25 protein-coding genes are annotated in these 19,150 nt (G+C 31.2%); 1 reads left to right on the plus strand and 24 read right to left on the minus strand.

Features of this window, described 5'->3' with window-relative positions:
* Positions 1 to 207 precede the first annotated feature (207 nt).
* The 21 genes from ACTHPI_RS00820 to ACTHPI_RS00920 form a co-directional block, all read right to left on the minus strand.
* Positions 208 to 2,202, minus strand: coding sequence for a PTS fructose transporter subunit IIABC (locus tag ACTHPI_RS00820; RefSeq protein ID WP_445352285.1), 1,995 nt, complete (start codon positions 2,200 to 2,202; stop codon positions 208 to 210).
* 38 nt (positions 2,203 to 2,240) lie between these two features.
* The gene (gene pfkB, locus ACTHPI_RS00825; RefSeq protein WP_445352286.1) at positions 2,241 to 3,155 is read right to left on the minus strand and encodes a 1-phosphofructokinase; all 915 of its coding nucleotides are present in this window, start codon (positions 3,153 to 3,155) and stop codon (positions 2,241 to 2,243) included.
* 1 nt (position 3,156) lies between these two features.
* Positions 3,157 to 3,909 (minus strand): DeoR/GlpR family DNA-binding transcription regulator, encoded by a 753-nt coding sequence (locus ACTHPI_RS00830; RefSeq protein ID WP_445352287.1) that lies wholly within the window; start codon positions 3,907 to 3,909, stop codon positions 3,157 to 3,159.
* Between the two features lie 167 nt (positions 3,910 to 4,076).
* A complete protein-coding gene (locus ACTHPI_RS00835; protein ID WP_445352288.1) occupies positions 4,077 to 4,265 on the minus strand; it encodes a hypothetical protein in 189 nt (62 codons plus the stop codon).
* A 73-nt stretch (positions 4,266 to 4,338) separates the two neighbouring features.
* Positions 4,339 to 4,536: a hypothetical protein gene (locus ACTHPI_RS00840; protein ID WP_445352289.1), complete on the minus strand. Its 198-nt coding sequence runs from the start codon at positions 4,534 to 4,536 to the stop codon at positions 4,339 to 4,341.
* 651 nt (positions 4,537 to 5,187) lie between these two features.
* Positions 5,188 to 5,565 (minus strand): hypothetical protein, encoded by a 378-nt coding sequence (locus ACTHPI_RS00845; RefSeq protein WP_445352290.1) that lies wholly within the window; start codon positions 5,563 to 5,565, stop codon positions 5,188 to 5,190.
* Positions 5,566 to 5,630: 65 nt separating this feature from the next.
* Entirely contained in the window at positions 5,631 to 5,843 is a 213-nt protein-coding gene (locus tag ACTHPI_RS00850; protein ID WP_445352291.1) for a hypothetical protein, read from the minus strand.
* A gap of 107 nt (positions 5,844 to 5,950) precedes the next feature.
* Complete coding sequence (locus ACTHPI_RS00855; protein ID WP_445352292.1) at positions 5,951 to 6,325, minus strand: hypothetical protein; 375 nt, start codon at positions 6,323 to 6,325, stop codon at positions 5,951 to 5,953.
* A 144-nt stretch (positions 6,326 to 6,469) separates the two neighbouring features.
* Complete coding sequence (locus ACTHPI_RS00860) at positions 6,470 to 6,832, minus strand: hypothetical protein (RefSeq protein WP_445352293.1); 363 nt, start codon at positions 6,830 to 6,832, stop codon at positions 6,470 to 6,472.
* Positions 6,833 to 6,864: 32 nt separating this feature from the next.
* Positions 6,865 to 7,056, minus strand: coding sequence for a hypothetical protein (locus ACTHPI_RS00865; RefSeq protein ID WP_144355841.1), 192 nt, complete (start codon positions 7,054 to 7,056; stop codon positions 6,865 to 6,867).
* Between the two features lie 91 nt (positions 7,057 to 7,147).
* Complete coding sequence (locus tag ACTHPI_RS00870; protein WP_144355842.1) at positions 7,148 to 7,306, minus strand: class IIb bacteriocin, lactobin A/cerein 7B family; 159 nt, start codon at positions 7,304 to 7,306, stop codon at positions 7,148 to 7,150.
* A gap of 120 nt (positions 7,307 to 7,426) precedes the next feature.
* Positions 7,427 to 7,618, minus strand: a complete 192-nt coding sequence (locus ACTHPI_RS00875; RefSeq protein ID WP_144355843.1) for a class IIb bacteriocin, lactobin A/cerein 7B family — start codon at positions 7,616 to 7,618, stop codon at positions 7,427 to 7,429.
* A 181-nt stretch (positions 7,619 to 7,799) separates the two neighbouring features.
* The gene (locus ACTHPI_RS00880) at positions 7,800 to 8,426 is read right to left on the minus strand and encodes a hypothetical protein (protein WP_445352294.1); all 627 of its coding nucleotides are present in this window, start codon (positions 8,424 to 8,426) and stop codon (positions 7,800 to 7,802) included.
* A gap of 8 nt (positions 8,427 to 8,434) precedes the next feature.
* The gene (locus ACTHPI_RS00885) at positions 8,435 to 10,588 is read right to left on the minus strand and encodes a peptide cleavage/export ABC transporter (protein ID WP_445352295.1); all 2,154 of its coding nucleotides are present in this window, start codon (positions 10,586 to 10,588) and stop codon (positions 8,435 to 8,437) included.
* 9 nt (positions 10,589 to 10,597) lie between these two features.
* The gene (locus ACTHPI_RS00890; protein WP_445352296.1) at positions 10,598 to 11,365 is read right to left on the minus strand and encodes a LytR/AlgR family response regulator transcription factor; all 768 of its coding nucleotides are present in this window, start codon (positions 11,363 to 11,365) and stop codon (positions 10,598 to 10,600) included.
* Positions 11,343 to 12,230, minus strand: a complete 888-nt coding sequence (locus ACTHPI_RS00895) for a sensor histidine kinase (protein WP_445352297.1) — start codon at positions 12,228 to 12,230, stop codon at positions 11,343 to 11,345. Before ACTHPI_RS00895 ends, ACTHPI_RS00890 begins: the two co-directional genes overlap by 23 nt.
* Before the next feature lie 470 nt (positions 12,231 to 12,700).
* Positions 12,701 to 12,844 (minus strand): hypothetical protein, encoded by a 144-nt coding sequence (locus ACTHPI_RS00900; protein ID WP_445352298.1) that lies wholly within the window; start codon positions 12,842 to 12,844, stop codon positions 12,701 to 12,703.
* A 684-nt stretch (positions 12,845 to 13,528) separates the two neighbouring features.
* The gene (locus ACTHPI_RS00905; RefSeq protein ID WP_445352299.1) at positions 13,529 to 13,771 is read right to left on the minus strand and encodes a hypothetical protein; all 243 of its coding nucleotides are present in this window, start codon (positions 13,769 to 13,771) and stop codon (positions 13,529 to 13,531) included.
* A gap of 81 nt (positions 13,772 to 13,852) precedes the next feature.
* Positions 13,853 to 14,140 (minus strand): type II toxin-antitoxin system RelE/ParE family toxin, encoded by a 288-nt coding sequence (locus tag ACTHPI_RS00910; RefSeq protein ID WP_445352300.1) that lies wholly within the window; start codon positions 14,138 to 14,140, stop codon positions 13,853 to 13,855.
* A 1-nt stretch (position 14,141) separates the two neighbouring features.
* The gene (locus tag ACTHPI_RS00915; protein ID WP_445352301.1) at positions 14,142 to 14,393 is read right to left on the minus strand and encodes a type II toxin-antitoxin system RelB/DinJ family antitoxin; all 252 of its coding nucleotides are present in this window, start codon (positions 14,391 to 14,393) and stop codon (positions 14,142 to 14,144) included.
* Positions 14,394 to 14,512: 119 nt separating this feature from the next.
* On the minus strand, positions 14,513 to 14,809 hold the full coding sequence (locus ACTHPI_RS00920) for a bacteriocin immunity protein (protein WP_445352302.1): 297 nt from the start codon (positions 14,807 to 14,809) through the stop codon (positions 14,513 to 14,515).
* 131 nt (positions 14,810 to 14,940) lie between these two features.
* On the opposite strand from ACTHPI_RS00920, the gene ACTHPI_RS00925 reads away from it, so the two are divergent.
* Positions 14,941 to 15,567, plus strand: coding sequence for a hypothetical protein (locus tag ACTHPI_RS00925; RefSeq protein ID WP_445352303.1), 627 nt, complete (start codon positions 14,941 to 14,943; stop codon positions 15,565 to 15,567).
* Between the two features lie 39 nt (positions 15,568 to 15,606).
* Here the strand turns inward: ACTHPI_RS00925 and ACTHPI_RS00930 are convergent, their stop codons facing one another.
* The 3 genes from ACTHPI_RS00930 to ACTHPI_RS00940 all read right to left on the minus strand — a co-directional run bounded on the left by ACTHPI_RS00930 (position 15,607) and on the right by ACTHPI_RS00940 (position 19,147).
* The gene (locus ACTHPI_RS00930) at positions 15,607 to 16,356 is read right to left on the minus strand and encodes an amino acid racemase (RefSeq protein ID WP_445352304.1); all 750 of its coding nucleotides are present in this window, start codon (positions 16,354 to 16,356) and stop codon (positions 15,607 to 15,609) included.
* 11 nt (positions 16,357 to 16,367) lie between these two features.
* Positions 16,368 to 17,936, minus strand: coding sequence for a UDP-N-acetylmuramoyl-L-alanyl-D-glutamate--2,6-diaminopimelate ligase (locus tag ACTHPI_RS00935; protein WP_445352305.1), 1,569 nt, complete (start codon positions 17,934 to 17,936; stop codon positions 16,368 to 16,370).
* A 65-nt stretch (positions 17,937 to 18,001) separates the two neighbouring features.
* On the minus strand, positions 18,002 to 19,147 hold the full coding sequence (locus ACTHPI_RS00940) for a sensor histidine kinase (RefSeq protein WP_445352306.1): 1,146 nt from the start codon (positions 19,145 to 19,147) through the stop codon (positions 18,002 to 18,004).
* Positions 19,148 to 19,150: the final 3 nt, after the last annotated feature.

Raw genomic sequence — 19,150 nt, forward strand, 5'->3', positions numbered from 1 at the left:
ATTACTTGCAATTCTCTTTTTAACTTAGATTCATTCAAAAATGAATACAAAAAAACGTCACCCTAAGGTGACGCAAAACATAACAGAGTATCTTGATTTAAGTAGAGATCATCAAGATATGTATATTATAATACGTTTTCTTCTAAAATTATAGTCATTTGAAGCATAACGTACATTATTTTATTATTATTTAGCTTTTCTTAAATTCTATTCGTTTGGATCTTCACTAACTGGTTTCTTCCAGAAACTCATAATAAGACCAGCAACGATTGAACCCACAATTGTAGCTACAAAGTAAAGTAAAATGTGGTTAGCAAGTGGTGATACCCAAAGACCGCCGTGAGGAGCTGGAACTTGAATGTGCCAAAGACCTACTAAAAGTCCACCAACAGCTGAACCAATTACACATGATGGAATAACACGACCAGGGTCAGCAGCAGCAAATGGAATTGCACCTTCAGTAATAAATGAGAATCCTAAAATCCAGTTTGATACACCAGCACGTCTTTCTTCTTTAGTGTAACGATTCTTAAAGAAAGTAGTACCAATAGCAGTAGCAAATGGAGGAACCATACCACCAACCATAACAGCAGCCATCATAACAGCAGCAGTTGCTGAATGAGGATCATTAGCAAAAGCACCAGAAGCAAAGACATAAGCAGCTTTGTTGAAAGGACCACCCATATCAATTGCCATCATTCCAGCTAAAATCATTGTCAAGATTACAAGATTACCTGTACCCATGTGGTTTAAGAAGTTAGTAATTGCTAAGTTAATACCACTAAAGATTGGGTTAATGATGTAATACATGATTGCTGCAATAATAAGCAATCCTAAAATTGGGTAAAGAAGCATTGGCTTCATACCTTCTAAGTTCTTTGGAAGTTTACTAAAGAGCTTCTTAAGACCTACCATCAAGTAACCAGCAATGAAACCTGAAGCAAGACCACCTAAAAATCCTGCTGGAGATTTCGCATTTGCCATTACATTAGCAGTATATGCACCACCATAAGCACCAGTATAAACAGTAGCCATAAATCCACCAACAAAACCTGGCATCAAGGCTGGCAAATCACCAATTGATTCTGCGATATATGCTGAAAGAACAGGTACCATGAAGGCAAAAGCCATATTACCGGCATTGTTCAAGAAGATAAAGGCAGGAGATTTGGCACCCCCAGCGTAGTTTTCTACGATGAAGGAGATAGCCATCAAAATACCACCACCAATAACGAATGGAAGCATGTGGCTAATACCGCTCATTAAATTCTTATAAATACTTGCCCATACACCAGGCTTAGCTTCAGTGCTAGTTGATGAGTCTGAATTTGAACCACCTTCAGCATGATAAATTGGAGCTTTATCATCCATAATTATATCAATTAATTCATCAGGTTTATTAATACCATCAACAACTGGGTGGTTAGTTAATTCCTTACCATCAAAACGTGGCATATCGACCTTTTTATCAGAAGCAATAATAACACCTTTAGCACGTTTGATTTCTTCAGGGGTAAGTTTATCCTTAACACCTTCGGAACCATTAGTTTCAATGCGAACATCAATTCCGCGCTTTTCACCAGCTTTAATTAAAGCTTCTTGAGCCATATAAGTGTGGGCAATACCGTTGATACATGCAGTAACACCAACAATTAAAGGCTTTTCATCTTCTTTTGAAGAGTTAGCAGCCTTCTTAGCTTCTTCGGCCTTTTTCTTTTCAGCAGCTGCTTTATCTTCAGCATCCTTTTTAGCTTCAGCATCTTCAAAAAGTTTAATAACTTCTTCTGGAGTTTGAGCTTTCTTTAATGCTTCAACAAGTTCTGGATGAACTAAAAGTCCTGAAAGCTTAGCTAAAGCTTGTAAGTGAGTGTTATCAGCCCCATCTGGAGCAGTAATCATAAAGAACAAATGAACTGGTTGACCATCTAAGGAGTCATAGTCAATTCCTTCTTTACTTTTTGCAAATAATACACGTGCTTTGTTGATATATTTGTTACGTGCGTGAGGCATAGCGATTCCGCCACCGATACCCGTAGTTGATTCATTTTCACGAGCCCAAATAGACTTGATAAATTCTTCTTCGTTATTAACTACATCGGTAGCAACTTCAAGGTCAGCCATTTCTTTAATAGCATCTTCTTTATTAGTAGCCTTGAGGTCCATAATCATGGAATCGGTGCTTAGTATGTCCTTGATTCTCATTTATCTAAACCTTTCTTCTCTTTTATATTGATTATTTCCTAGGAAATTTGTTCTACTTTAATTTGTGGAAGAACTGCTTCAATTTGGCTCTTAACAGCAATATCTTTAGTAAATGCAGTTGCTGCACCACAAGCCATACCCATTCTGAAACTTTCTTCTGGGTTTTGTGTCTTAAAGTAAGTACCAACAAAACCAGCAATCATTGAATCTCCTGCACCAACTGAGTTAATTGCAGTTCCTACAGCAGCTTTTGCATGATATACATGATCTTGAGTTAACAAGTAACCACCGTCACCAGCCATAGAAATCATAACGTTTTGAGCACCCATCTTGAGAAGCTTTTGTGCATATTCAAGCATTACATCACTTGAATCAAATGTAGTATTGAACAAATCAGCTAATTCATGGTGATTTGGCTTAATTACTAATGGCTTGTATTCCAAAGTATCAAGTAAAGCTTGACCAGTAGTATCAACAACAAATTCTGCACCTGCTTCTTTAATAGTAGGCAAAAGTTGTTGATAAAAATCTGTTGGCAAACCAGGAGTAAGAGAACCACTCATTACAACAATATCACCTTTTTTAAGATCACTTAAACGTGACTTAAATGCAGTAATTTCTTGATCAGTAATTTGTGGACCAGCTGCGTTAATTTCAGTTTCTTTTTGAGCATGAATCTTTACATTAACGCGAGTTACATCTGAAATAGTAACAAAATCGCTAACAATTCTCTTTTGGTTTAATTGACGAATCAATTCTTTTCCAGTAAAGCCACCAACAAATCCCCATGCAGTATTATCAATATCTAATTGATTAAGGATTTGAGAAACGTTGATTCCCTTACCTCCTGCTAAAAATGAATAATTATTAGTTCTGTTAACTTCCCCAGCATTAACTTTTTCAAGTTGCATAACATAGTCAAGTGCCGGATTAACAGTGACAGTATAAATCATCTTATGCCTCCTCTATTTTTATATCGGCTGGTAACGCCGCTTTTTCACTTTGATTAAGTTTATTCGTAATGAGCACCGCATCTTTTACATTGCCAAAAACAGCAAAGTTCTGTTCACCTATCTTTGACTTATCTGCCAAAACATAGGCGTGTTCAGCTTGAGCAATTTCACTGCGCTTTACTGCTGCCTCTTCCGGATCTGGTGTAGATAATTTGCCATCTGCATCTATTCCATTGGTTCCAATAAAGCTCGCCGTAAAATTCATACTCTTGATCTGGTCTTGAGCGCTATGTCCCACACTGGCATGCGTATCATCCTTAATCTTACCGCCAACTAAAATTGTATTAATACCATGATTTAAACTACACAAGGCTGTCTCAACGCCGTTAGTTACAATTGTTAAATCAGCTACATCTGCTAAGAATGGTACCATTTCATAAGTAGTTGTACCGGCATCAATAAAGATGTCATCACCACTATGAACAAAGTGCTTTGCCGCAAATCGTGCTACTTTTAGCTTATCTTCATGATTCAAACTAAAGCGTACATGTTGTGACACATCACGAGAGAATGACTTAACTGATCGAGCACCGCCATGAACTCGCTTGAGCATGCCTTGCTTTTCCATTTGAATCAAGTCACGTCTAATGGTTGATTCAGATGTATCAGTTAATTTGCAAAGCTCCGAAACTTTACACAGACCGTTTTGATTAATGTAATCTTCAATACGGGCTTGACGTTCTTCGGTCAGCATATTTTTCACCTCGACTATCATTGTAGACGGTTTCACTTTTAAAATCAATCATTTTTCTTCAAATATCTTCATTTTTGTTCAAAATAATTCACTTTACTTCAAAAAAGCGCAAAAAAATTCGCTAGAGCAAAACTACTCAAGCGAATTTTTAAAACATATTTACAGAATTATTTTCTTAATAATTCTTCCATTTCGGCATCAGTGAACTTATCACCAAATTCTTTCTTCATCTTAGCAACTAATTCGTCCCTTTTAAGATTAAGCTTTTCAAGTTCTTTCATTTTAGTAATAAATTCTTGCCGCTTTTCATTACTTCTATCTCTTCTTTTTTCAATGTAGTCTTTAACTTCAGACATAACAATCCTTCTTTCTACTCACGACTCTACATTAAGTATCACGCGTTTAGTAAAGAAGAACAAATATTTAGCCTTAAAAATTAAATAAATCTGACATCTTTGTAGGTAAGTTATTATTCTTTGCAAAGTATTTCTTAAAGCCGTCGCTAAAAGCTAAATGATCAACATTTCTGTATTTATAAGTATCATGAATAGCCCAAAAAGCAGTAACTGCAATATTTACACCAAGAACAATCAAAACACCAATGATAATGTATAAAATATAAAGCATTTTTACTCCTCCATGACCTGTTATGTTTTTTTACTCTATCAGCTGTATTATCTATATAATACAGTAATATAGAGCTAGTATTTTGTCAACTGTTTTTCATTGTAACAAACAATTTCTACTTACAGTCAAAACGCTCATATTTTGCCATTTTTGCTTCTTATTTGGTAAGTTTATCCCAAATTGCGCCTAAAACTTCTGCGCCACACTCAATCACTACTTGCAAAATAATACCAATCCATTCATCCATTGTTACATTTTCCTTCCAATCCAAAATAGTCCCAATATAAAAATTAATTGTAGTCCAAAAACTATAATTATGTTTTTTATATCTTGATCTGTGATTTTCCAAGATGAAAAATCGAAATCAACTTTTTCAAATCCTCTTCTAAGCATCATGAATCCACTTAGTACGCAATTTAACATTTTATCCTCTCCTTTTTTCATTATTTTACTTAAAAAATGGCCAAAAAAGTAAAAGTGGACTGAAGTTGCTTACTTTTGGACTGATTTTGCATATTTCCTAGGAAATAATTATTCACGACTTTTTCTGTATTCTAAAATTGCCGCATTAATTAAGCAGACTATTGCTAAGAAAGTTGCAATAGCACTGATTGCTAAATACAATTTCTTTTGCTTTGCCATAATTTATCCTTAAAAAACTAATGTCATTCCTAACGATCCTAAAATAGCTATAACTATACTTCTCCAAGTTATAGGTTCTCCACCTAAAAAACGCGACCATAAGAAATTCAGCATTAATATTACTAAAAATGCAACTAAAAATTCTATGAATTTACCTTTGATTGAAAAATTGTCGCTTTTCTTCCAATTAGAAATACTAAATACTATCAATGGTACGAAGAACAAACTAAATCCAAACGACATTCCCAGATTAATTAATACTTTCTTAGTATCTGAAAAATACGCCAGTTCTGCACCACCAACTAGCCATAAAAACAAACTCAACACAACTATAGAAATTACCATTGTAATTAGATAAATCTTGATACTAAACTTTTTATTTTCCATATTTTTCCCTTTAAGCTCGCTATTACAAAAAAATCTTGGGGCAATCTCACCTCAAGATCATTAATCTAAAAGATTCCTACACACACAAGAATAATGCCTGCTAGAATCATTATTCCTCCACTAATGTAGCCTGCCCATAAAGCAAAACCCCAGAACTGATTATCAGTTGTCTTGCCTCGAGTAGTATTTAACTTCAAATAACTTTGAGTTCGCTTAAAAGCATAAACTCCTCCAACTGCAATAATAATACCAATAATTAAATAAATAATATGTTCCATGATGAATACCTCGTTTATTTCATTCAAAAAATATAGGAACTTATTTAGTTTTTCACAATTATTATACTAAATATTTGATCAGAATTATCAAAGTGGACTGATTTTGCTTACTTTTGGACTGATTTTGCATCTTTTAAAGAATGGAACAACAGTATTTCTAAAATCACAGCAATTACTGTAATAACTATGTTAATTAATCTAAAATCATGCCTATAATTTAAGCAAATAATTACAACATAAAACCAATATAAAGTCCACATTTCTTTAGATGTATTATTAGCTACATATTTTCTTATTTTTGAATTGATTGTTATCATTATTGATAAAGAAATTGGCAATACCATTAGAATTAATAAATATATTCCAATCGCACTATTTAATTTTTGTAATCTTTGACTTGTGCAATATACAATTATCCAAATTAATATTCCTAAACTATTTATCCAAGAATATTCTTTAATTTCTTGTTGTTTAAGCTTCATTTTTATACCTAACAGAATATTTAACAAAGACCTCAAAACCAAATTAATTAGTTTTGAGGTCCTTAATTAAAAGTCACTATTAAAGAGGAATGACCTAAATATAAATTATCCAAAAATTTATTTTTCTAATATTATAACAATATTTTACTTTCTTTTGAAATTAAACATAAATAATCCAATTTCTACTATTAAAAATATTATTGTTACAATAATATTTTTAATATCAAACTTTTGACCATAATCAAATGAAATATAAATTACATAAGCGAAATATACTAATATAGACCAATTAGTCATATATTTAGCTAATTTATTTCTTAATTTTAAATTGCTCATCCCTAAGGCAACTAAGATAAATGGTACAACTGTAAGAATTATCAAGTATATACCAATCTCACTATTTAGTTTTTGTAATCCATCTAACGAAATGCAAGAAAGCGTCCATATCAAAATTGAAATACTATCTATCCATAACCATTTTATGATATTTCGTTTTGTTGAAGTCATTTTGTTTAAACCTTTCTTTTGAGCATTTTTCTCTAATCAAATTCCTTATTTATTTTTTTGATTTCAATAATTACAGAAATTATCATTCCTACACTTAATAAAGCAATAGCACCTAACCGAAACTGTGAGATGTTATCCATACCAATTAATGGGATTAAAATTATTCCATATACTGCAACCAATGTTCCAACTATTTTAGTAATCTTTTTTTCATTATTAAGCATAACCCTAAAACTTCCTTTTATAATAAATAAAAAATATGTAAGTAATATAAAAAATATCTACTCTACATATTTTTTACTCAACATAATATTTTTATCCAAAAGCTCTTGCTAAACCATAGCCAGCCGCAAAGCCACCACCTAAACCACCAACTATTCCTACTCCAATCAGTATGGGAGCAATTCCACCGTGTATACCTAATAATTCGTTTTCCGATAATTTTACAAATTTAGTTGTATTAACTGTTTCCATATTAATCTCCTTATTTAATGATTGACATAATTTAATCCTACAGCTATTCCACTAAGAAAGCCTATAATAAATAATACTGTAAACAAGATCCAGTACCTATATTTATAAAATGAATCCATTTTACTTTCCTTTCTTTTTACTGTCATTTATACGATTCACTTTATTCAAACCTACAGCTATTCCACCTGAAAATCCAGCTGCTGCAGCTCCGCCCCAAATTGCCCAAACAGCCACAGGAATAAAACCACCAGTGACTCTTTTTAAGTCATTTTCTGATAATTCTGCAACATCAACTGTTTCAAACTTATTCATAATTTGAATCCTCCTATTTTTACATCTCTTATTTACAAGATTAATAATACCAACTTACTTACCTTAATAGTAAAAGTGGACCAAAGTTGCTCATTTTTGTACTGATTTTACATTGAAGTGCAGAATCAGTATATTTACAAAAAAACTAATACAATCAAAAATGACTGTATTAGCTTAAAGTTCATCTTTTATTTATTAATTTATCTTTTAAATATTCAAAATAAGTTACTTTACTTGTAATAATAGTTGCTTCACCCTGCATCCCATATCGCAAATTTTCTACATTTTTAGTTCTTACACTACCTACAACTTTATACATATTATGCTTCTTCACTACAGTAGGATAAACAGCCACCGTTTCAATCTTTCCACTTAATCTTGTAGTGCCACCTTGTGCTGCAATATTTACTTGTACATCCTGTCCTTTTTTAATTAAAGGAACAGTACTTTCTGGAAAATACATAACAACTTGCAAATTTTTGTTTACCTTAATTTTTGGAATTAAATACCTTCCATTACTATCTAAATGTGCAATATTATCTTCTTGAAGTTTAATTATATTGCCAGAAGTTAACTTAACTTTACTATTCTTTTTAACAATTTGTCCTTCATAATATTGAGATTTAGTTTTTATTACCTTTCTAGGTTCAATCGAGCCTATAGCTGTTACAGTATTTTGCTTAATTGCAAAAAAAGACCCAATGAATACGATGAAAACCAAAATAGCCACTGGCAAAATAATAATCGTTGATAAACTTTTGAACTTAGTAGAATAAAATTTATTACTTTCATACTCTTGTCTTTTCATTTTTACTCCTAGTTCTTAACCAACTCATAATAAAAGCCATGTTTTTCTATCAACTCATCATGGGTTCCTTTTTCAACAATTTCACCATGATTAATTACAATAATATTATTAGTCTTTTCTGCAATTGCTAATCTATGAGCAATAAAAATTATTGTCTTATCAAGTTTCATTAAATTATCAACTACTTTTTTCTCAGTAATTGTGTCTAATCCACTAGTTACTTCATCAAAGATTAATACTTGTGCTGGAGACAACAATGCACGAGCAATCGTTAGTCGCTGCTTTTGACCACCTGAAAGAATCTTGGCATTTTCATCCATCTTAGTATCAAAATTAAGCGGTAGATTCATAATTTCTTGTTCAATTTCTGCTAATTGACAAGCTCTAAATATATCTTCATCTGTAATATTTTCTCTGCTACCTAATAATAAATTCTCTTTAATAGTTCCAGAAAAAATGTATGGACTTTGCGGTACATAATTCACATATGAACGCAAAGTGTGCTTATCAATATCTGTAGTCTTGATATTATTTAATGTCACTTCTCCAGCAGTCGGAGAAAAGAAATCTACTAATAACTTAACCATTGTAGATTTTCCAGAACCACTCATACCAACAATTGCTAATTTATCATTTGATTTAATGGTTAAGTTGATATTAGTAAGGATGTTTTGTCCATATCCATAACAATAATTAACATGGTTATATTTAATTAAGCCATCTAACTTCTTAATATCAGTAATACCTGACTTTTTAAACTCACTCTCAACTAAATAAACTTCATTAAGACGATTTTGGGCAACATTCGCTGATTGAAGCTTAGGCTGTAAGTTAATAATATTTTGTAAGGGATCAATAAAGTAAGCTAGTAATGCATTAAAAGTCATTAGTTGTCCGATACTTAACTGATCATTCATTACAATCTTTGCACCAAGCCAAAGAATTACTACATTAAGAGAAAGTTGAATAAATGTTTTAAGAGCTGTCTGTAAGCTTTCAGTTTTACTATATTTAAACGATTTTTTTAAATAATCAACAAATTGACTATCAATCCTGCGATAACGGACTTCTTCGCTATTAAGCGCCTTAATAGTCTCAATACCTTGGATATCTTCAATTACAGATGAACTAACTACACTGTTACTCTCCATCTGCTCATTATTTAATTTATCGAATTTCTTAGTGAAACCTAAAATTACAATTGCATAAAAAGGTAATGCAATAAGTGTAATAACAAATAAAGTAACGTTTTGAATTGCAAGCACTATTCCCATTACAATCACAATTGAAAGATCAAGAAACAAAGAAATAACGGTGCTAGCCAATGCATCAATAATTCTACTTGCATCAGAAAATCTAGAAGTAATTTCACCAGTCTTACGCGTTACAAAAAATTCCATTGGCAATTCAAAAATATGTTGAATATAACGCAAGTTAAGATCAATACTTAATCTTTGACCTAAAATATTTAAAAGCAAATCTTGTCCATAAGAGAAAATCGAATTAAAAATATATGCAATTAATAAACCAATCGCCAAAATAGATAGAGTTTGATAAGTTCCACTAGGAATATAAGTATCGATTATTCCCTGTAAAAAATATGAACTAGAAATACTAATAATGGTCATTAAAATAGCGGCTAAGATGATATTCATCATTAGTCGCTTTTGTTTGAACATATAAGGAAATAAGGACAGTAGATTATTTTTCTTTTCTTTAATCGGCTTAAAATCTTCATTAGGTTGCATTAATAGTGCAATGCCAGTCCATTCTTGCTCAAAAGTAGCTCGTGTCATTTTTACTACTCTTCTATCAGGATCTGGATCAGCAATTGTAATATAATTCTTATCGCTTTTAAGAACTACGTAATAGTGCAGCAACTCACCTTGCTTTAACACATGAGCAATAAAAGGATAGTGAATATTATCAAGGTCAAACAGCGACATATCTGCCTTAATAGCATCCGTTTTAAGATTAAAGTGCTCTGCAGTCTTCACAAGTCCAAGAGCAGTTGTTCCATCTAAATTGGTCTGAGCAAAATATCGCAGATGTGCAAGAGACATCCGAGAATGATACTGCTTAAGAATCATTGCTAAGCACGCTACTCCACAATCAGCTTCATCTACTTGAGGGATATAGATTGATTTATATTTGAACAGCATAAATATTTCCTATTTTTCTAACTTCTTCTTCAAACTCTTAACAACCTTAGAATATGTTCTAGTGTAATTAATCGTTTCTTCATCTGAAACTATGATTGTTCTTTTAAGAGTATTTATTTCTTTGATGTTTTCAGGATTAATTAAACAAGATTGAGATACTTTAACTAAGAATGGATTTTCAGCTTCAATTTTGCTAACATTTCCACGAAATTCAGCTTCACCATGTTTATGAACCATTACAACTTTGTGCTGAATTCCACTATTCATAACATAGATAACCTCTGATTGAGGAAGTCGTTGGGTTCTGCGTCTAATTTGATAAATAAAATATTTACCCTCATTCTTTTTAGCTATTTCTAAATTTTTAAGTGCATTAATAATGGTTTCATTTAAACGAGGTAAGACATTCTCAGAATCTGCTTTATTAATATAATCAATTGCCCCAATTCGCTTACGATAAGTTAATGGAGCATACTTATCATATGCAGTTACGAATATAATTTGTGCATCGGGATTATTTTTGCGAATTTTTTCAGCAATATCTACACCATTTTGATTTTGATTAAGTTCAATATCTAAGAAAAAAATAGCACGAGATACATCCACAACTTCGGTATAACCAATAAGCCTCAAAGAATCAGTAAAGACTTCAATTTCAGTATCTAGTTGTTCATATTTTTGATTATCATCTTTAATATTTTGAAGAGTGATATTTACTTGGTCTGCTAATTGATTAGCTAAGTGTTCATTATCATCACAAATAATTATCTTCGTCATAATTCTCATCCTCTTCTATTACCATATAAAAATCAAAATACCCATCTTCAATACTGTATGAAATATCCATTGCAGGATATTTTTGTTTTATCTGTTCAATATTGGCTAAGCCCACACCTTCATGATCTTTCTTAGTTGTATATCCGCGCTTCTTCATTTGGGCTAAACTTACATCATCAGTTAAAATTTTATTTCTAATTTCAAATTCTAACTTAACATCTTCTGATGTATTCATCATTATCTGAATATCCGTATCATTTTTATTAGAAGTAACTAAAATCTTCTCGTTTTCTTCAATTGCATTGTCAATCGCTATTCCTAATATACGAATTAAGTCTAGTCTTTCAATATCTTCTGATAAAGATGGAATATCTTTTCGACATTCGAAATTATATTTAATACCATCGTTTGCCATTTTAGATATTTTTGCAATTAAAAGACTCTTAACATATTCATCTTTTACATGATTAACATCTTTATATTTTAACAAGGCATTCTCATCTAGATTTTTTTCTGAATATCTATCTAATTCAGCAATTGCTTCATCGTAATTGCCCATCTTAACACTGTAATTCACAGCTGTTAGCATATTTTTGTAATCATGTCGAAATCTACGCAAACTATCTTCTTCTTTTTCTAAAGCTTCAGCATATTCCTTTTGTTGAAGTAGTTCCTCTTGTAATTTTTCTTGTTGCTGTTTGTTTAGAATATTTTTTTGTAACCTTATTAATAAATAAAAAAAACCTATTCCAAATATAGTTTGAATTATTAACATAATTGATAAAAATACAGATACGGGTAAATAATTTTGGTTAGTACTGTAAATTATTCCTATTCCTACACCTGTAAAGTACAAATATGTCATTAACCAAATGAAAATATTAGAGCTCTGATTTTGAAGTTGTTTTCTAAAAAAAATATTATATTTATTTATTAAAAAAAACTCTATAAAATATGTAATAACTAGTAATAAAATATCTACTTGTAATTGCTTATCGAAAGATAATTCTGAAAATAATCCAAATATAATTGAAGAAGTTATATCAGATATTAAATTTATGTTATATATAATTATCAAAGATCCTAATAGCATTTTAATATTCATGTATTTATAAAACATTATATAGAATACTGCTAAAGTAAAAATATTAGATATTATAATAGAGAAATAACCGTTCATAATACCATTTAGGTAAATGCTAATTAGTAATACTAATCCCAAAAAGAAATATTCTGTTTTCTTTTTTAAATTTATTTTAGTAATTTTAAAGAAATAAATATAATTTAATATAACTGAACATACTGTAGAAATCAAAAACAACAATTTCATACGATTTATTTAAAAAAATCTTTCCATGTCATTTTTCTCCTATTAGTATAACGCCAATTTGCTTTTAGAATTCCTCTACCACCTACAACTTTAGTAAGTTCTTTTTCAGTTAACTTAACAACTTGCTTTTTCACAGTTTTCTTTTTCATAATAATTTCCTTTCTGAAATCCTTAACATTTTTCAACAAAAATAATATCATGTTTTGTTCTATTTTTGTGAAAGTGGACTGATTTTGCTCATTTTTGGACTGATTTTGCATTAAAAGATAAAAAAGAGGTAAGCTAACACTTATCTCTTACTTTTATGTGAATTCCAAAAGCTTTTTATACTTATAGAATTTCTTTTAAGCCATTCAACAAAACTTTCAATCCAACCACCGGAAATTAAGTATATTGCTACAAAAGCTAATATTAATTCAAAAATAATTTTCAACATCTTAAAAGTCACTTTTCTCTTTCACTATCTACAATTCATTTGTTGTTTTTATCCCTAATAAAAATATAATCATATTTTAGCATTATAAATATTAATATTATACTAACGCACAATTTAATTGCATAAGGGACCGAAGATAATCCATTTGAAAATCCAATAAACTTAGCAAAATTATTTATAAATGAGTGTCCACTTAATAGATAAATTAAGTCATTCAATCCAAAAGTTAAAGTTATCAGTGGAGCAATTACAGACATGATTTTTTTATACATTTTTATCCTTTTCGTTTCTACTACTGTTAATGCTAACAAATAAACTATTCTTTTTATAAAAATGGATTAATCTTGCTTATTTTTGGACTGATTTTGCTTTTAAGTACCAAATCGGTCCATTATTTTCATAAAGGAATTGTCATATTAACAAATCCAGCTAAAACTTTCACCCAACATCTCCAATAAACTTGCCAAAATGATTCAAATTTCATTTCGTACTTTTTGCGTTTACCATTTTTCACTTTATAATAGACATAAGTATAATTAGACCCCTGTTTTGCTTTTAATGTTTTAGGAAATGCAAGGATTGCTGCAAGCATTAAGATTATAATTACAAAGCCAATAACAGCTAAGATGAAATCTCTCATTATTTTCTCCAATCAGTTTTGCAATAATTATAACGATAGAAAAAAATCCTTACAACAAAAAAAGCGCCTGCTACAACACTTCTATTCATTGATTATTCTATTCAAGTTATCATGATCTCCTGTATTAACCAATAACAAAATCATTTTATTATTTATTATTTGGTATATTAGTAACCAGTCATCATTATATTGTCTATCAATATGTAATTCTCGAACTTTTCCAATTTTATGATCTTTATGTTTCTTCAAAAACTCTACATCATTATTAATAATTGCTTCAACACAATCCCCAATTTTTTCTATTGGATAATGCTTCTTACGATATTTCTTTTCTGATCTATCATATTGCCTAGTAGTTTTTACTTCCATGCTACTTAGATAAATGTTTTTTAAAATCTTCTACTGAATTATATGTATGACCATAAATACCATTTTCAGCATCTTCAATTGCTTGCTCTAGCTCTGTTTTACCAGTAGTGGGAGTAAAGGGTAAATAACCATGTTTATTCACAAACGTATAAAACATCTTAGTTGCAGCTGACATGCTTAATCCCATTTTTTTAAAATTATCTTGAGTTTCTTTCTTAAAATTTGGATCCATTCTCATTGAAAATTGACTCATTATATTTTCTCCTTATAAATTTGTATATACATATTATAACATTTGCAACACGATTTTTATAATATTATTACTCAATTACCTTTACAACAAAAAAAGTGCCTGCTACAGCACTTCTTTCACTATAAAACTTCAGTATATTTCTTAAGCTCTGCCTGCAATTTCTTAACTCCTGCTGGCGCCTTAAAATCAGTCTTAACTAAATAGTCTGACAACTCTTCATCAAGTTCTTTAGCAATTTCATCTCTAGGTTCATTTTTACTTGCTTTGAAAATAGCAAGCTCAACAAACTTCATTATATCTTTATTTCCTAATAAGTCTGGATCACGGTTAACCATCCATCTTAATTTAGTTATAAATTCATTGTTTTCTGGAGTGAGGTCTTGGTGCATCCCCACACCCTCATCAGGTTTTCTCATAATTCTACCTCCTAATATCTAACTCAATTCTACTACCAACTAAGTTAATTAACCAAAATTAATTATTATCTTGATTACTTATTATTTAATGATATTATTAATTTAATTTTAATATATAGAGGTGAAAAATTATGAATTCTAATAAGCATACATTATCTAGAAAACTAGAATTGATTGCTCTTCTCATCGAATTAATTTATGTAATTATTCTAGCTTATTCTTTAACCTTTAACTTCTCTCTTTTTGCTCATCTTATCGTAGGTCAGTTCTTCCTTATCATTGCCTACTTTTTAGCTGGGTGGATTTATGTTCTTCACCTTAAAGTTTCCGGTCAATATGTTTCTCAACATTATAGAAAGCGCGATTCTTTAGCTGATAGATTTGCGAATGTTCTTCCGCATTATACTTTTAAGAAAAGCTTTTACCGTTTTTTAGGATTAATCGTAGTTTTATCCTCTGCAACATATTTCATCACAAGCTTTGTAATTATTTTTCAAGATTTAGCTTCTCCTACTAACAACTTTGATCTTTTTGATAGCTTCGCTCTATACTGCAATATGGCAAATCAAATATTTCTTTTTGGGCTTTTAACAGGCTTGCTGATGGGCTATAAAAGAATGGTTCGCAATTCCAGTATTGGCATCATGATTTTTTCAATTATTTTGGCAATTTGTTGGCCACATCTTTGGTTAACTTATATAATTATGCTTTTTACAGGATTTTTAGGATTAATTTTATTTATTCGCAATCAAATTTAATTATACAAAAACCCTCCAGCTTCAAACTGGAGGGTTTTATTAATTATACATATATTTGGCGCAAGCCTCTTTTGGATCCATGCCATTACGAATCTTCAATGCCACTTCGATTGACACATCTGCAATAATTGATTGCGGATCAATTACGTTATATGGATGGTCTGGTGCTTTTTCTTGAGCTAATGACAATTCGGTGCATCCAAGCAAAATAACATTGCACCCATATTTGTCATGCATAGTCTTCAAGATTTTATGATACAAATCGTGATCAACGATTCCCTTTTCTTTAATGTCAGAGTATATTAATTCATTTACCATTGGTTGGATTTCTGGGCCACCAAGCTCGACCTTACGTCCAACTTTCTTGATTTCATCAGCATACAAATGATCATAAATTGATCCTTCAGTTGCTATCAAGCCAATTTTTTCTTCATTTGGATAATTCTCAACAAAGTTATGAACAGCAATTCTCATCATATGTAAGAATGGAATATCATTTAACTTATTTAAATCATCATAAAAATAATGTGCAGTGTTACATGGCATAACATAAAAATCAGTTCCAATTTTCGCCTGATTTTCGACATCATCTTTTAAATCGTAAAAGAAATTTGGCTTTGAATGATCCTTAATATAAGCAGTTCTATCAGGGACTTGAGCATCATTAACTAAATAATAGTTAAGATAATCTTGATCGCGATTAATTTTTACACGGTGGTTAATGAGACGAACATAACTTTCAGTAGCTATTGTTCCCATTCCACCGATAATACTAAAAAAATGCTTCATATTATCACACTCTAATTAAAATGTTCTTGCTTGCCTTCAAGTTCATTAATTACTCGTTGAGCAACTACAATATCTGATGGATATGGATTGTCCACCCCGCGAATCTTTTGGAAAGCGTCTGCACCCTTACCACAGATAAGAACTACATCATCTTTGCCAGCCATACTAATTGCATCATGGATAGCTTTTTCACGATCTAATTCAATTGTTACATCACATTTAGAATGATCAATTCCTGAATCAATTTCTTCTGCAATTGATTGTGGATCTTCAAATCCAGGATCATCAGTTGTAAGAAATGCCTTATCAGCATAGGCACTAAGACTTTCACTAAAGCCAGGACGACGAGATACTCCCTTATCTCCAGGAGCTCCTACAACAACAATAATTTTTGGATTATCAAATTCTTTTTGCATGAAACGCATCAAAGCCATCATTGAAGCTTTATTGTGAGCGTAATCTACTACAACCATACCATGATCTTTAGTCATTTCATTTTGCATTCTACCCGGAATTGTCACGTGACGAATTCCAGCAGCACATTCATCATGACTCATTCCAGCAAGACCTGCTCCAATAATTGCGGCAGTACCATTTGATTCATTAAAATCACCAATCATTTGGAGAGTGTAGTCACCATTAATTGGTAATTCCTTTGCCTTATCTGTTGCACAGAAAAGCTTAAACTTAGTTTCACGCATATCAGTTTCTTGTGAAGCATATCTGAAATCAATTGGAGCTTTTAAGTTAGGATTTTCAAAATCTTCACTTGCAAATAAGTAAATGCTATCTGGATTTGTAGTAGTGGTTGCTGCAGCATAGACTTCATCAAAGTGATCAGTTTCTGCATTAATAATACATTTACGAGAGTTTACAAGTAATTGCAATTTACAATGCAAGTAATCAGCAAAGTTAGGGTGTTCATTAGGACCAATATGATCTGGGGTAATATTTAAGAAAAAGCCTAAATCATAAGTTAATCCAAAGACACGGTTTTTCTTATAAGCTTGACTTGAAACTTCCATTACTAAGTGAGTCATTCCATTATCAACTGCAGTACGCATATCACGGAATAAGTCTAAACTTTCTGGAGTAGTCAAACTTGACTTAAATGTATCTTCAGGCTTTGGTCCTACCACATCATTTACTGAAGAAATAAGGGCAGTTCGTCCTCCATTCATCTTGTCTAGCATTCCTTTTAAAAAGTATGCTGAAGTAGTCTTACCCTTAGTTCCAGTAAAAGCTACAACAAACAAGTCATCTTGTGGAAAGCCAAAAAATGCCGCTGAAAGAAGGGACATTGCCTTAGAAACATCACGCACAATTAAAGCGTGCATTCCTTTACCTTCTGGATATGGCTGTTCTGCAACGTAGCAAATTGCTCCATTATCTTTAGCCATTGATAAATAAGTTGGTCTAAAACCAGCACCTTTACAGAAAAATAAAGTGTTAGTTTCAATGTCGCGAGAATCATATGATACATATTCCATCTTAGTTGCGACAGTATCTTGAACTGCACTTGACTTAAGCAAGTGGTGTTCTTTTAAAATTAAAATACAGGTATTTAGAGAAATACTCATAAGCCTTATCTCCTCAAATTTGTTATTGCTGAATGAATAAGTAAATTATAGCACAGCTATTTAGACTACGCTGATTTGCTTGGATCTAGTGGCAATCGAATTATAAAACTAGTCCAATTGTCATCTGATTCACATCTAATAGTTCCATGATGAAGATCAACAACTCCTTTAGAAATCGAAAGTCCTAATCCTGTACCACCAGTCTTGGTATTTCGAGAAGTTTCTACACGATAGAAACGTTCAAAAATTTTATCAAGAGATTTTTTTGGAATCTTTTCACCGTTATTTTCAATTCTTAATTCAACTTGTTCATTATTCACTAAGTTAGCAACTAATTTGATTTTTGTTGCTCCGGTACCATATTTTAAGGCATTAGTAATTAAATTATTATAAACTCGAACAAGCTTTTCAGGATCAGCTTTAATTGTTAAATCTTTTGGTCTAGCCTCTATTTCAAAAGTAATTCCTTTTTTCTCAGCTTCAAGCTCAAATCCCGCTTCAACTTGTTCAAGCATTGAATAAATATGAAGCGGAGCTAAATTTAAAGTTGTATTAGTTGATTTTAAGGTTGTATATTCTAATAAATCATTTGCCAAAGACTTCATCTGTTCTGCTTTGGTATAAGCAATATTAATATACTTCATCTGATCTTCAGGACTTGCTGCTCCAGACTTTAACAAGCCAAGATATCCAATAATTGATGTTAAAGGGGTTCTAATATCATGAGAAACGTTAGTAATTAGCTCATCTTTACTTTTTTCAATTGCTCGTTCTTCATTAATTGAACTTACTGTACTATCAACTAATGAATTAATGGAATCAATAACTCTTTGTAAATCAGTCCTAACTACAAAAGAGATTCGATGATCAAAATGTCCATTTGCAATATAATGCAGCTCAGAAATGACATGCCGAAGTTGCATTTGATGATATCTTCGAATAAGACGCCAATACAAAACAATTACGTCTCCAAGTGCCATAACTAAAATAAAGGTATTCTGCCAAGACCACAGATGAGTTCCTCCAACAAAAGTCATAGTACTTTTTAAAAAGAATATACCGTTTACTAAATTTTCATCTTGCAAAATTGCCAAGTGAATCAAAATAATAATTGATAAATTAAGCAAAAGCAAAAGAACGATAGTAACTACAGCTTCCGCAAATAATTCGCTTTTTTCAGCGCCAGTTAATTTTACACGCTCTTTTTTCACAAA

The sequence above is a fragment of the Lactobacillus sp. PSON genome (assembly GCF_052615405.1).